This window comes from Reyranella humidisoli (assembly GCF_019039055.1).
GTDB classification, from domain to species: Bacteria; Pseudomonadota; Alphaproteobacteria; order Reyranellales; family Reyranellaceae; genus Reyranella; species Reyranella humidisoli.
The window spans coordinates 823,847-836,044 of the sequence record NZ_JAHOPB010000002.1; the positions used below are offsets into that span (position 1 = coordinate 823,847).

13 protein-coding genes are annotated in these 12,198 nt (G+C 67.3%); 10 read left to right on the plus strand and 3 right to left on the minus strand.

Going from position 1 to position 12,198, the window contains the following annotated elements; genetic code table 11:
- Positions 1-5 precede the first annotated feature (5 nt).
- The 5 genes from KQ910_RS22355 (at position 6) to KQ910_RS22375 (ending at position 1,987) form a co-directional block, all read left to right on the plus strand.
- Positions 6-434: a hypothetical protein gene (locus tag KQ910_RS22355; RefSeq protein ID WP_216965389.1), complete on the plus strand. Its 429-nt coding sequence runs from the start codon at positions 6-8 to the stop codon at positions 432-434.
- Between the two features lie 102 nt (positions 435-536).
- Entirely contained in the window at positions 537-779 is a 243-nt protein-coding gene (locus KQ910_RS22360) for a carboxymuconolactone decarboxylase family protein (RefSeq protein ID WP_216965391.1), read from the plus strand.
- Between the two features lie 45 nt (positions 780-824).
- Positions 825-1,091: a carboxymuconolactone decarboxylase family protein gene (locus KQ910_RS22365; protein WP_216965393.1), complete on the plus strand. Its 267-nt coding sequence runs from the start codon at positions 825-827 to the stop codon at positions 1,089-1,091.
- Positions 1,092-1,129: 38 nt separating this feature from the next.
- Positions 1,130-1,609 carry a hypothetical protein gene (locus KQ910_RS22370; protein ID WP_216965395.1) on the plus strand — a complete coding sequence of 160 codons (480 nt, stop codon included), beginning with the start codon at positions 1,130-1,132 and terminating at the stop codon, positions 1,607-1,609.
- Between the two features lie 18 nt (positions 1,610-1,627).
- Complete coding sequence (locus KQ910_RS22375; protein ID WP_216965397.1) at positions 1,628-1,987, plus strand: hypothetical protein; 360 nt, start codon at positions 1,628-1,630, stop codon at positions 1,985-1,987.
- A 21-nt stretch (positions 1,988-2,008) separates the two neighbouring features.
- Here the strand turns inward: KQ910_RS22375 and KQ910_RS22380 are convergent, their stop codons facing one another.
- Positions 2,009-2,986 carry a Bug family tripartite tricarboxylate transporter substrate binding protein gene (locus KQ910_RS22380; RefSeq protein WP_216965398.1) on the minus strand — a complete coding sequence of 326 codons (978 nt, stop codon included), beginning with the start codon at positions 2,984-2,986 and terminating at the stop codon, positions 2,009-2,011.
- 93 nt (positions 2,987-3,079) lie between these two features.
- Complete coding sequence (gene tcuA, locus KQ910_RS22385) at positions 3,080-4,570, minus strand: FAD-dependent tricarballylate dehydrogenase TcuA (RefSeq protein ID WP_369408424.1); 1,491 nt, start codon at positions 4,568-4,570, stop codon at positions 3,080-3,082.
- 193 nt (positions 4,571-4,763) lie between these two features.
- On the opposite strand from tcuA, the gene KQ910_RS22390 reads away from it, so the two are divergent.
- The 3 genes from KQ910_RS22390 to KQ910_RS22400 all read left to right on the plus strand — a co-directional run bounded on the left by KQ910_RS22390 (position 4,764) and on the right by KQ910_RS22400 (position 6,932).
- Complete coding sequence (locus KQ910_RS22390; RefSeq protein WP_216965402.1) at positions 4,764-5,411, plus strand: hypothetical protein; 648 nt, start codon at positions 4,764-4,766, stop codon at positions 5,409-5,411.
- A gap of 15 nt (positions 5,412-5,426) precedes the next feature.
- Complete coding sequence (locus tag KQ910_RS22395) at positions 5,427-6,617, plus strand: CaiB/BaiF CoA transferase family protein (protein ID WP_216965404.1); 1,191 nt, start codon at positions 5,427-5,429, stop codon at positions 6,615-6,617.
- Between the two features lie 123 nt (positions 6,618-6,740).
- Positions 6,741-6,932, plus strand: a complete 192-nt coding sequence (locus KQ910_RS22400) for a hypothetical protein (RefSeq protein ID WP_216965406.1) — start codon at positions 6,741-6,743, stop codon at positions 6,930-6,932.
- A 20-nt stretch (positions 6,933-6,952) separates the two neighbouring features.
- Here the strand turns inward: KQ910_RS22400 and KQ910_RS22405 are convergent, their stop codons facing one another.
- Positions 6,953-10,756 carry a PAS-domain containing protein gene (locus KQ910_RS22405; RefSeq protein ID WP_216965408.1) on the minus strand — a complete coding sequence of 1,268 codons (3,804 nt, stop codon included), beginning with the start codon at positions 10,754-10,756 and terminating at the stop codon, positions 6,953-6,955.
- 231 nt (positions 10,757-10,987) lie between these two features.
- Between KQ910_RS22405 and KQ910_RS22410 the strand changes: the two genes are divergently transcribed.
- Both KQ910_RS22410 and KQ910_RS22415 read left to right on the plus strand, forming a co-directional pair.
- A complete protein-coding gene (locus KQ910_RS22410) occupies positions 10,988-11,350 on the plus strand; it encodes a hypothetical protein (RefSeq protein ID WP_216965410.1) in 363 nt (120 codons plus the stop codon).
- A 62-nt stretch (positions 11,351-11,412) separates the two neighbouring features.
- Entirely contained in the window at positions 11,413-12,177 is a 765-nt protein-coding gene (locus KQ910_RS22415; protein WP_216965412.1) for an ADYC domain-containing protein, read from the plus strand.
- Positions 12,178-12,198: the final 21 nt, after the last annotated feature.

Genomic DNA, 12,198 nt, shown 5'->3' on the forward strand with positions numbered 1-12,198 from the left:
CATACATGCCGCCTGCGCGCAGCAGGGCGTATCGCACCGTCGCGGGCTTTGTCGTCGCGCCGATGATGCCGGCGCTGATCCTCGCCGGCGTGGTGCTCGCCGCCGGCGGCGACTCGCAGACACTGGGGTATGCGGCCTTCGCCGGCTACGTCTCCTATCCGTTCGCGCTGCTGGTCGGCCTGCCGGCATTCCTCGTCATGCGCCGGAGGCGCTGGGACGGCAGGCGTGCCTATGCGGTCGCCGGCCTCGGTCTCGGCATCGTCTTCCTGACGCTGTTTGCCGCGCTGGTGGCCTTCGACGGCGAGAAGGCCGAATCCGCGTGGTTGGCCCTGCTGGCCAATCTGGCCTTCCTGCTGCCCTTCGTGCTGGCCTGTGCGCTGGCCGCGTCGATGGTCTTCTGGCTGGTGGTCCGACCGGATCTCGATCGATCCTAGGTCCGTGCCTTCGGCGATCTCATCCGGGCATGAGAAGATGTCCATCGTGGTGCGCCGGGCGGCGGCGCTAACGTCCGGGTCCCTGAAACGGAGAGGTGCTCCATGGCACGGATCAGCGAGATTGAGGAAGACGGCGGCGATCCCATCCTGAAGGCCACCTTCGACAAGCAGCGCGAGATGTTCGGCGGCCTGCTCAATCCGACCAAGGTGATGGCGCATTGTCCGCCGATCCTGCGCGCTGCCGGCATGCTCGGCCAGTCGATCGAGCAGTCGGGCCTTCTGCCCAAGGGGCTGCCGGCGCTGCTTTACGTGCGCGTCGCGACGATCAACGGCTGCCCGTTTTGAATTGATATCAATTCCAGCCGTGTGCTGGACACGACGGACGGCGGGATGGAGAAGCTGGCGGAGGTCACGACGTGGCGCGACAGCACGCTCTTCAACGAGGGCGAGCGGCTCGCGCTCGAATATGCCGAGCGGATCACCTACACCGACCGCAAGGTCGACGACGCGCTCGTCGACCAGCTCAAGCAGCACTACACCGAGGCCCAGATCGTCGAGCTGACGGCGGCCATCGCCATGGAAAACTTCCGCTCCAAGTTCAATCCCGCGCTCGGCATCGAGGCGCAGGGCTTCTGCATGGTGCCGAAACGCGGCTAGACTGGCAGCCCAACCATGGAAACTGCCGGGAGCGCGCCATGACCGACACTGTCCGCTATATGGACCGCACGAGAGCCTACTATCGCGCGCTCGGCTATCCGTCGGATTATGTCTGGGCGCGCTTCGACGACGTGCCGTTCGCGCGTCTGTTCAAGCCGCTGTCGCAGGCCAGGATCGGACTCGTCACGACGGCGAGCCCGCCGGATCTCGGCAATCGCGATGTCTCCGGCAAACGGCAGGTCTGGTCGGGGGCGGTCTCGCCGGCGCCGGCCACTCTCTTCACCGGCAACCTCGCCTGGGACAAGGAATCGACCCATACCGACGACCGGGCCAGCTTCCTGCCGATCGAGGCCCTGCAGGAGCGGGTGGCGGAAGGCACGGCCGGTGGCCTGGCTGCGCGATTTCATGGCGTGCCGACGGAATACAGCCAGCGCAAGACGATGGAGATCGACGCGCCGGAGGTGCTCGAGCGACTGCGTGCCGACGGCGCCGATGTGGCCCTGCTCAGTCCGCTTTGACCCGTCTGTCACCAAACCGTGAGTTTGGTCGCCCGTCATCTCGAAGCCAACGGCATCCCGACCGTGATCGTCGGCTCTGCTCTCGACATCGTCGAATATTGTGGCGTGCCGCGTTTCCTGTTCACGGATTTCCCGCTCGGCAATCCCTGCGGCCCGCCATGGCGGCAGGATCTGCAACGCGTGATCGCCGGACAGGCGATCGATCTTCTCGGGAATGCCGAAGCGCCGCGCACGACGCTGCGCTCCGATGTCGCCTGGCCGTCCGACGACGATTGGCGGCCACGTTACGGGCGCGTGAAGCCGGAAGAGATCGAGCGCCTCAGGAAGGTGGGCGAGGAGCGGCGCGAGAGACAGGCGGAATCGAAGAGGCCTGGATAGGGCGGCTCTGCGCTCTCGGGGCTACTCCATCTGCACGTTGAGTTCGCGCAGCTTCTTGGCCCAGAAGGCATGTTCTTCGCCGACGAACTTGGCGAACTGCGCGCGCGTGCGGTCGGGCGGCATCTCCAGGCCGTCGCGGGCGAGCGCCTCCTCGTACTTCGGGTTCTTCATGCCTTCCTTGGCTGCCTTCTCGATTTTGTCGAGGATGTCGGGCGGGGTCTTGGCCGGGGCGAACAGGCCCTGCCAGCTGGTGACGACGACGTCGATGCCCTGTTCCTTCAGGGTCGGCACGTCCGGCATGGAACTGACGCGCTTGCTACCGGTCACCGCCAGTGCCTTGAGGTTGCCGCCCTTCACCTGCGAGACCGCCGGCGGCAGCGACGAGAAGTTCATCGTGATCTGGCCGCTAATCACGTCGGCGACGGCCGGACCGGTGCCCTTGTACGGCACGTGGGTCAGCTTGACGCCGGCGGCCTCGGCGAACAGCGCACCGGCCAGGTGATTGTTGCCGCCCACGCCCGACGACGAGTAGGTGAGCTTCTCGGGATCCTTCTTGGCCAGAGCCACCAGTTCGGCGGCCGTCTTCACCGGGACCGAATTGCCCACCACCAGCACGTACTGGTAGTCCGTGATCTGGCAGATCGGCGCCAGGGCGGCGAGCGTGTCGATCATGCCCTTCTGGACATGCGGATTGATGATCACGTTCGTGCCGACGGCGACGAAAATCGTCTGGCCGTCCGGCCTGGCGTTGGCGACGGCGCGCAGGCCGATCGAGCCCGCGGCGCCGCCCTTGTTGTCGATGATGATCTGCTGGCCGATGACCGGCGTCATGACATGCGCCAACTCGCGGGCGTTGATGTCGGTGCTGCCGCCCGCGGCATAGCCCACGACGAAAGTGACCGGACCGGCCGGCCAGTTGGCCTGGGCGCGCACGGCCGACGGCAGCAACAGGGACGAGCCGCCGAGGGCCAGAGCGTGACGTCGGGTGATTGGGAACATGTTCTTCCTCCTCTGCCGCGCGCGGTTATCCGCGTCGCGCAACCTCAGTTTGCCAAAGACCTTGAAGCCAATCCCGCCCGGCAGCAAGCGGGGCTAGTTCCTTCCCGCGACGTACTTGCCGGCCCCGTCGCCCGCGAGCTTGCCCAGTACCGCGCCGGAGACCAGGCCCGTGCCGCCCGGGTAGTTGTGATAGAACAGCCCGCCCACCAGCTCGCCCGCGGCGAACAGGCCGGGGATCGGGTGGCCGTCGGTGTTCTCGACCTCGCCCTCGTTGCTGATCTTGAGGCCGCCGAAGGTGAAGGTGAGGCCGCAGGTCACGGCATAGGCCTCGAACGGGCCCTGGTCGATCGTGTTGGCCCAGTTGCTCTTCGGGACGGCGAGGCCCCGCGTGCCGCGGCCGTCCTTGATCGCCGGGTTGAACGTCACGTCGGTCATGACGGCGGCGTTCCATTCCTTGATGGTCTTCAGGAACTGCTCCTGGTTCACGCCCTCGAGCTTGGTGGCCAGCTCCTCGATCGTGTCGGCTCTGACCTTGGTCATGCGCTTGATGCGATATTCGTCGCGCAGCTTGTCGAGCACCTTCGAGTCGAAGATCTGCCAGGCAAACTGCTGCGGCTGGGCAAGGATCACCGCGCCGTACTTGGCGTAGGTGTAGTTGCGGAAGTCGGCGCCCTCGTCGACGAAGCGCAGGCCGTTGGCGTTCACCATGATGCCGAGCGGGTAGGAGTGCTTCTGGAAGTTGTCGCCGACATCCAGGTCGCCGAACTCCGGCGCATTCATATCCCATCCGACGGCGTGGCCGCCCGACCAGTTGCCGTGCGGCTTGGCGCCGATCGCCAGCGCCATGTTGATGCCGGCGCCGGTGTTGAAGCGGGTGCCGCGCACCTTGGCGAGGTCCCAGGTCGGTCCGAGATAGCGCGTGCGCATCTCGGCGTTGCTCTCGAAGCCGCCGCAGGCCAGCACGACCGCCTTGGCGCCGATCCGGACCTTGCGGCCCTTGTGGCGGGCGATGACGCCGCGCACGACGCCGTCTTCCTCGATCAGCGACACCGCCGCGGTCTCGTAGTGGATGGGAATGCCCGCCTTGACCGCGGCCTTGTGCTCGAGATCGACCAGGCCCGGTCCGCCGCCCCAGGCTTCGACCGCGAGGCCGCCCCAGAACTTGTACTTGCCGTTCACCTTGAAGGCCTGGCGGCCGTAGGAGGGCTGGAAGCGCACGCCCTTGGAGCGCATCCATTTCATGGTCTCGAAGCTGCGGCCGATCAGGATGTCGGTCAGCTCGGGGTCGCAGCGATAGTTGGTCACGCGGCCCATGTCGTCGAGATACTCGTCGGCCGAGTAGCTGCCGAAATCGACGTCGCGCTTCTCGTCCTCGGTCAGGTCGTAGAGCTGCACCAGGTCGTCTACGCCGTGGAACACCACGCGCATGGCGCCGGCCGTGTAGGTGCTGTTGCCGCCGCGCTCGGCCTCCGGAGCCGCCTCCAGCATCGCCACCGAGGCGCCCGTCTCGCGAGCCGCCAGGGCCGCACAGGCTGCCGCATTACCGGCGCCCACCACCAACACATCGACCTGAAAATCGTCCACGCCTCGCTCCTCACCTGACCTGGACCTCACCCTGAGAAGCGGCCCGGAAGGGCCGCGTCTCGAAGGGTGGGCAACAAGCGAAGTGCTCGTTCCCATGCTTCGAGACGCTCGCTGCGCTCGCTCCTCAGCATGAGGTCATTTGTGTCCCTATAGCGCGTTTTACCCGCGCCCGAACTGCTCTAGAATAGGCGCAATGGGTGATCGTTTCGACCGTCTTGCAGCCCGCCATGCGAATGTCGAGGTCCTGCTACGCCGTCCTGGCATCGGGCACAACAACGGGCCGACCTTCGACATGTCGTGGGGAGCCTGGGTCTGGCGCCGCGCCGCTGCCAAGGCCTGGAAGACGCCGAGCCCTGAAGTCGCGAAAATGCGCGTCCGGCGCGCCGAACGCCTCGGGATCACCTACAAGGAACTGACCGCATCGCTGATGAATACCGGCGCTAATCTGGGTGCCGCGGTGATGCCGCTGTCGCTGGCTGCCCGGGTGCGCCGCGGGCCCAACCGCGAGATCATCGTCGAAGCCCGAAATTCGGTGGCCGCACTGGTTGCGAAGTTCGGCGGCCGGCTGTTTCTGCTGGGCGATATTGATGCCGTGCCGGGCCTCACCGACGACGAGCGCGCCCAGTTCCTGTCGACCGTCAACCGCGCCTTCGACGGCAAGGTCGAGGCGATCGGCTGGGGCCATGACGGCAAGGCGATCCGCGCGATGCTCAAGGCGAATGCCGTTCCGCATCAGGAGGCATTCCTGGTCGGCGCCGGCGTCGGCCATCAGGTGCTGGGCGAGGCTGCGGGCCTGCCTTTCACCAAGGACATCGATACGTGGCTCGCCCCGGCGGGGTGAGGTATTTGATGGGGCATGACCTCATCGTTTGAACCGCCTCTCAAGGGCGTCCGCGTCGTCGAACTCACCCACACCATCCTCGGCCCGTCCTGCGGGATGATCCTGGCCGACCTCGGCGCCGAGGTGATCAAGGTGGAGCCGGTCGACGGCGATCGCACGCGCAAGCTGCGCGGCTTCGGCGCCGGCTTCTTCGGCTACTTCAACCGCAACAAGAAGAGCCTGGCGCTCGACGCCGATTCGCCCGAGGGCCGCAAGGTGCTGGTGAAGCTGCTCGAGAAGGCCGACGTGCTGATCGAGAACTTCGCGCCGGGCTCGATGGCCAAGCGCAAGCTGGGACCGGCGGACCTGGAGAAGATCAATCCGCGTCTCGTGTACTGCGCGCTGAAGGGCTTCCTGCCCGGGCCCTACGAGAAGCGGCCGGCACTCGACGAGGTCGTGCAGATGATGGGCGGTCTCGCCTACATGACCGGCCCCAGCGGCCGGCCGCTGCGCGCCGGCACCTCGGTGATCGACATCGTGGGCGGCATGTTCGGCGCCTTCGGGACGGTGCTGGCACTGAAGCAGCGTGACAAGACAGGGAAGGGCGGGCTGGTCGAGAGCGCCCTGTTCGAATCGGTCGTCTTCCTGATGGGGCAGCATCTCGCGATCACCGCGATCAACGGCGCGGCGCCGCCGCCGATGCCCGAGCGTGTGAGTTCGTGGGCGGTCTACGAGATCTTCAACACGGCCGACGACCTGCAGGTCTTCATCGGCATCACCAGCGACGGCCAGTGGAAGCGCTTCTGCGAGTTCTTCAAGCAGCCCGAGCTGGCGGCCGACCCGAAGCTCGCTACCAACAACCTGCGCATCGAGGCACGGCCCTGGCTGGTTCCGAAGGTCGCCAGCGTGTTCAAGGCCTATACCAAGGAGGCACTCGAGAACATGTGCCTCGAGGCCGACATCTCCTTCGCCCCGGTCGCGCGGCCGCAGGACCTGTTCGAGCATCCGCACCTGCTGGCCAACGGCTCGCTGGCGCCGACCACCCTGCCGGGCGGCGTTCAGACCCGCCTGCCGCTGCTGCCCTTCCAGATGATGGGCTGGCGGCCGCCGCTGGTCTCCAATCCGCCGGAGATCGGCCAGCACAACGACGAGGTGCTGGCGGTCATCGGCTATGACGCGACGAGCGTTGCCGCGCTCAAGGCCGCGGGAGTTCTGGGCCCGAAGTAGGGCGCGATACACACGAAACAATTCCCCGAGCCGGCAATACGGCGATGAAACGCCGGGCCGGTAAACAGTAGACACCGGCACCGGCAATTCAGCCCTGCCGTCTTGATCTTCCGGGGAGTAGTCATGTTCCAGATCGTCGGTTCGCTGCTGGCCTTGGCGACGGTCGCCGCCACTCTTGCGACTGCTCCTGTCTATGGCTTGGTCTTTGCCCTCGCGACGCTCGGCTGGGTGGTTAAGGCATCGCCCGTCCGGGCTTCAGCCGCCGCGGACGATGTGTCGCGCGGCAGCGTTACATTTCTCAGCCACTACCGCTGATCCGAGGGCCGCTGGCCTCTCTACCCGTCGATTTCCGCCCGCGCCCGCTGGACCTCCACGGCGAGCGGCCCGAGGCTGTCCTGGCAGGCCGCGCGGTCGCCCGCTCTGGCCGTCCGTTCGAGGATGCCCGCGGCATCCGCCAGCGCGCGGGCGCCGACCGCCAGCGCGCTGCCTTTCAGGCGATGCGCCGCGGCGGCCAGCGCCGGCAGGTCGCCGGCCGTCATTGCCGCTTCGATGTCCTGGCGCGAGTCGAGCGCGGTGGTGGCGAACTTGCCTAAGAGATCGCGCCGTGCCGCCTCGTCGTCGCCGATCCACGGATCGAGCACGCTGCGGTCGATCGCCGACAGCGCGGTGGCCGTGTCGCGCAGCCAGCGCTGCAGGGTCGCCCGCAGGCGCGCGAGGCTGACCGGCTTGGAGAGATAGCCGTCCAGGCCGGCGGCGCGGCAGCGCTCGTCTTCGCCCGCGAGCGCATTGGCCGTGACCGCGACGACCGGCGTGTGCGGCCGCGCCTCGGCGGCCTCGATCCGGCGGATTTCCGCAGTCATCTCGAAGCCGTCCATCCGCGGCATGTGGATGTCGGCGAAGACGATGTCGTAGGCACCGGCCTGCCACGCCTGCAGGCCGGCCAGGCCGTCGGCCGCCGAATCGGAATCGATGCCCAGTGCCCGGAGTTGGCGTACCAGGACCTCGCGGTTGATCGGATGGTCGTCGACCACCAGCACTCGGTTGCCGGCGAGAGGCGACGGCATGGCCGCCATCGTGGCTTCGTCCGCGAACCGGTCGATCAGTGGCAGGTCGATCAGGGGCGAATCGGCCGGCGCCGCCATGAGCTGGAGCGTCACGGTGAAGGTCGAGCCACCGCCCGGCGTGCTCTCGACCGCCACGTCGCCGCCCATGAGCTGCGCCAGCCGGCGCACGATCGAAAGGCCAAGGCCAGTGCCGCCGAAACGGCGCGTCGTCGAGCTGTCGGCCTGGGAGAAGGGCACGAACAGCCGGGCCTGCTGGGCCTCGTCCAGGCCGATGCCGGTGTCGCTCACCGACAGCACGACGCGCGTGCCACCTTCGCCCAGCGGCTCAGTGCGGGCCCGGATCATCGCGCCGCCGCGATCGGTGAACTTCAAGGCATTGCCCAGGAGATTGAACAGGATCTGGCGGACTCGCGTTGGATCGCCTACCAGCGCGTCGGTCGAGCCGGGCGCCACCGCCGCCACCAGCGAGAGACCCTTGCGCTCGGCCTGCGGCCGGAAGGTGGCGATCGCGCTGTCGACCAGGCCGGTCAACGAGAAGGAGGCCTCCTCGAAGTCGAGCGCACCGGCCTCGATCTTGGAGAAATCGAGCAGGTCGTCGATGATGCGCAGCAGCGCCTGCGCCGACTCGCGCATCGTCGCCACGGTGCGCGCCTGCACCTCGTCCACGCCTTCGGCTTCCAGCACCTCCATCATGCCGAGCACGCCGTTCATCGGCGTCCGGATCTCGTGGCTCATGGTGGCGAGAAAGGTCGACTTGGCCTGGTTGGCGGCTTCCGCGTCGGTGCGTGATTTCTCGGCGCCGGCCAGCGCGCGTTCCAACTGGCGCTGGCGCTGACGCTCTTCCGAGACGTCGCTCACCAGAATGACCGACCGTCGGTCGGCCTCGTAGCGCATCGACACGCGGGCCCACTGCTTGGGGCCATAGGGGATCAACGCCGGCCGCCCGGATTGGAGCGTGGCGAGCTGTCTGTCGGCCCAGACCGTGGAATCCTCGTTCGGCGGCGCGACCACCTTGCCCGCATGCCGTATGGCGGCGCGCAGGTCGGTGCCGGGCGTCACGATCTCCGGAAGGTGGCGCATGAATCGGCGGTAGGCCTCGTTGCACTGGATCAGGCGCTCGTCGCTGTCGAGGAACGCGATGCCGTCGTCCATCGCTTCCATGGCGAGGATCAGCCGTTCGCGCGCCTCGGCCGCCTGCCCGCGGGCGCGTTCGAGCTCGGCTTCGCGTGCCTTCAGGTCGGTGATGTCGCTGTAGATGCCGGCAAGGCCGCCCTCGGCCGTCCGACGCTCGCCGATCAGCACCCAGCGCCCGGTGGAGACGAGGGACTCGATCGGCTCGCCGGGATTGCGCCGTATCGCCATGCGCCAGTCGAGCCATTCTTCGAGGCTGCGGTCGCCGAGCGGTATCTGGCCGCGTCGCGCCGCGGCTTCGAGCATGTCGCGGACATGCACGCCCGGCTTGGTGATGTCGGCGATGGCTGGATAGTATTCGAGGAAGTGCCGATTGCAGAGGACCAGGCGGTCATCGGCATCGAACAGCACGAAACCGTGCGGCATGGATTCGATGGCATCGGTCAGGCGCTCGCGCTCGCGCGAGGCCTCCACGCGCGAGCGCTCCAGTTCCTGTTCGCGTTGCTTGAGCTCGGTGATGTCCCGATAGACACCCAGGGTGCGGCCGTTGCCAAGCGGGCTGAACCGGAATTCGACATGCTGGCCGGTGGGAAAGCTGCGCTCAAAGCGACAACCATTGGGATCGAGGACGCGCGCCACCCGTTGCTCGACAGACAGCGCTACTCCGTTCTCGACGATCTCGTCGCCAGCCGCGATTTGCGCACTCACGATCTGGTGCAGTGTTGTGCCGACAGGCAGGTCGCCGAAGTTGTTGCTGCCAAGGTTCCGCCGGAAGGCATTGTTCGCGTAGATGAGCCGGCCGTCGGCGTCGAACATGCTCGTGGCGTCCGTCATGCCGTCCAGCATGGTGTTCATGAGTCGATGCGCGTCGGCGACTTCGTCGCGCGTCTGCTCGAGTTCGACCTGCCGCTGCTTGAGTTCCGTGATGTCGCGGTGGACCGTGAGGACGCGGCCGCCGGGCAGCAGGCGGTACGTGACCTCGACGAGGCGCCCTGTCACGGTTGTCCTCTGCTGCGCCGGCTGGCCTGGCGCGTCGAACCGGGCGACGCGGCTCGCAACCCAGCCTTCGAGGCCGCCCGGCAGCGCATCGACCGGACCGTAGTCGCCGCGGTTTGCGCGGTAGCGCACGATGTCGGCAAAGGTCGGCAGGGTCTTCAGCAGGTCGTCGGGCATGTCGTGCAGTCGTGCCATCGCCTGGTTCTGGTAGAGCCAGCGCCCATCGCCTTCGTAGAGCATCGCGCCGTCGCTCATGTTGTCGAGCACGGTGCGCATCGTGTCCTGGGCCACGGCGACGTCCCGGTGCGCCTTGTCGAGACTTTGCGACAGGTCGGCGGCGGCGATGTCGCGGGCGATCTGCTCGCGCAGGCGCATGCGCTCCACATGGGCGAGCATGTTGATGATCGCGAGGTAGACCAAGGGGACGACGGCCAGCCAGAAAGCTTCGCGGCTGCCGTCGCCGAGGGCGAGGACGCTGGCGATCGGCAGGAGCAGCGCAAGCCCGCTCAGCAGGAACGTCGGGCCGTGCAGGACGCGGGTCGGGAGCCAGCCCACGGCGAGGCAAAGCGCGAACGACCAGAGCAATCGCTCGTGCTCGCCCGGCAGCGTGGCGAACAGCCCGCCCATCAGACCGTTGGCAAAAGAGGTGCCCACCGAGCCGGCGCCGTAGAACAGGCGCCAGCCGGCGAGGCTTCGCGCCGCTGCATTTCTCGCGAACGCCCGGCTGGCCTGCCACGACCCCATCAGCGATGCGACGTAGAACAGCCCCGGCAAGGCAACCATCCAGACCGGCGCGGTCCAGCCATAGAGCGCTGCCGCCGTGACGGCGATGACCGGAAAGACGAGGACCCGTGTCAGCAGAGGGCTGGCGATCAGCCGTTCCGTCACGACCTGGGCGACGCGGTCCGGGGCGATGGCGGTCGTATCCATCTGTGTCATGAGCGGCATGTTGCCGTCCCTTCGTATCGCGGATGTGTCGCCGGACCGGCGCTTTGTATCGTCGAAGTCGCGAAAGCCCTCCGACGATACAACGGCGACACGAAGTCGCCCAATCCGGCGATACGGACGACACACGATGGGAGGAACGGCGACACGGCGACGATACGTGACGCCGGCATAGTCTGTTCATCGGCAGACGGCATCCCGCAGCCTGCCAGACCTCGAAACGGGAGACAGACAATGTTCAAGACCTTCGCCACGATCGCCGCCGTCGCCGCTTTCTCGGTGACCTCCATCGCCCCGGCACATGCCATCATCAGCCACAACGCCATCACCCATAACGCCTTGGACTCGAACGCCCTTGTCCCTAACGGCATCGACTGGAACGCCCTGGACACGAACGCCCTCACCGGCAACGCCCTGGACTCGAACGCCCTCACCGACAACGCCCTGGACTCGAACGCCCTCACCGACAACGCCCTGGACTCGAACGCCATTAGCCACAACGCCCTGGACTCGAACGCCCTGACGCTGAACGGCATGGAGCAGGGGGCCTCAGCTCTGGTGCTCGAGAAGATCGAGATGCCGGTCGAGAAGGAGTAGCGACCAACGAGGCGGTTCGTCGAAAGGCGGACCGCCTTCCTCGTTTTCCGGAGAAATCGCCCATGTTCCGCTCGTTCACCGCCGCCGTCCTGACCCTCTCTGCTATCGCGATTCCCGCTCATGCCGACAGCGCGCCGAAGATCGCCGTGCAGGGCACCGAGTTCGTCGTTACCGTGGCTGACGGCCGAGAGCGGCGCAGCGCCGAGCTGATCGGCGCCGTGCTCACGGTGCGGGTGTCGGGCCGGCCGATGCGGCTGCGCATCGCGGCGGTGGAGCGGGACCCGAACGACCGGACGGGCAGCATATGGTTGCATACGCTGGAGCGACCGCTGTCCGATGGCACGTGGACCAATGTCTGCAACGCCGGACCCGATGGCCGGCGGCAGGCCTTTCCGCTCGATGGCGGGCCTCACGGGCTCGAACTGAGCTGCACCGGCGGCGCCATCGCCAAGTGCGTGCGCTTCGGCTACCGGCGCTGGGACGTCGGCGCCGACGGTGCCCCGCTGGCGCCGCTGCATGCCGCCTGCGTTCGTATGGTACGCGCCGACTATGGCGGGGACCGCGGCTGGACGAAGAACGGCATGCGCATCGACCTCTACGACAGCCGGGGCGTCCAGAAGCCCGACAATGCGCCCGAGGACGCTTTCGAGGCGGGCTGGACCCCGGACGGCGCGGTCTGCGTCCGCCATGTCCGCGTAAAGGAGAACGTCACGCTGGCCGAGCTGGAGGCAACATATCCGGCATTGCGCGGCCGCACCGGTGAGATTTGCACCGAGGAATTCGCCCGCGCCCATGGCGCCATCCTGTTCAACAGATCGCCGCCGTGATCGGGATTGGTCCTTCCGCGA

Excerpts from the sequence above, each read along its gene's own strand:
- KQ910_RS22360 (WP_216965391.1), top strand. The coding sequence starts at position 537 with ATGGCACGGATCAGCGAGATTGAGGAAGACGGCGGCGATCCCATCCTG.
- KQ910_RS22400 (WP_216965406.1), top strand. The coding sequence starts at position 6,741 with ATGTTCCAGATCGTCGGTTCGCTGCTGGCCTTGGCGACGGTCGCCGCC.
- KQ910_RS22355 (WP_216965389.1), top strand. The coding sequence starts at position 6 with ATGCCGCCTGCGCGCAGCAGGGCGTATCGCACCGTCGCGGGCTTTGTC.
- KQ910_RS22405 (WP_216965408.1), bottom strand. The coding sequence starts at position 10,756 with ATGCCGCTCATGACACAGATGGATACGACCGCCATCGCCCCGGACCGC.
- KQ910_RS22395 (WP_216965404.1), top strand. The coding sequence starts at position 5,427 with ATGACCTCATCGTTTGAACCGCCTCTCAAGGGCGTCCGCGTCGTCGAA.
- KQ910_RS22390 (WP_216965402.1), top strand. The coding sequence starts at position 4,764 with ATGGGTGATCGTTTCGACCGTCTTGCAGCCCGCCATGCGAATGTCGAG.
- KQ910_RS22365 (WP_216965393.1), top strand. The coding sequence starts at position 825 with ATGGAGAAGCTGGCGGAGGTCACGACGTGGCGCGACAGCACGCTCTTC.
- KQ910_RS22380 (WP_216965398.1), bottom strand. The coding sequence starts at position 2,986 with ATGTTCCCAATCACCCGACGTCACGCTCTGGCCCTCGGCGGCTCGTCC.
- KQ910_RS22415 (WP_216965412.1), top strand. The coding sequence starts at position 11,413 with ATGTTCCGCTCGTTCACCGCCGCCGTCCTGACCCTCTCTGCTATCGCG.
- KQ910_RS22370 (WP_216965395.1), top strand. The coding sequence starts at position 1,130 with ATGACCGACACTGTCCGCTATATGGACCGCACGAGAGCCTACTATCGC.
- KQ910_RS22410 (WP_216965410.1), top strand. The coding sequence starts at position 10,988 with ATGTTCAAGACCTTCGCCACGATCGCCGCCGTCGCCGCTTTCTCGGTG.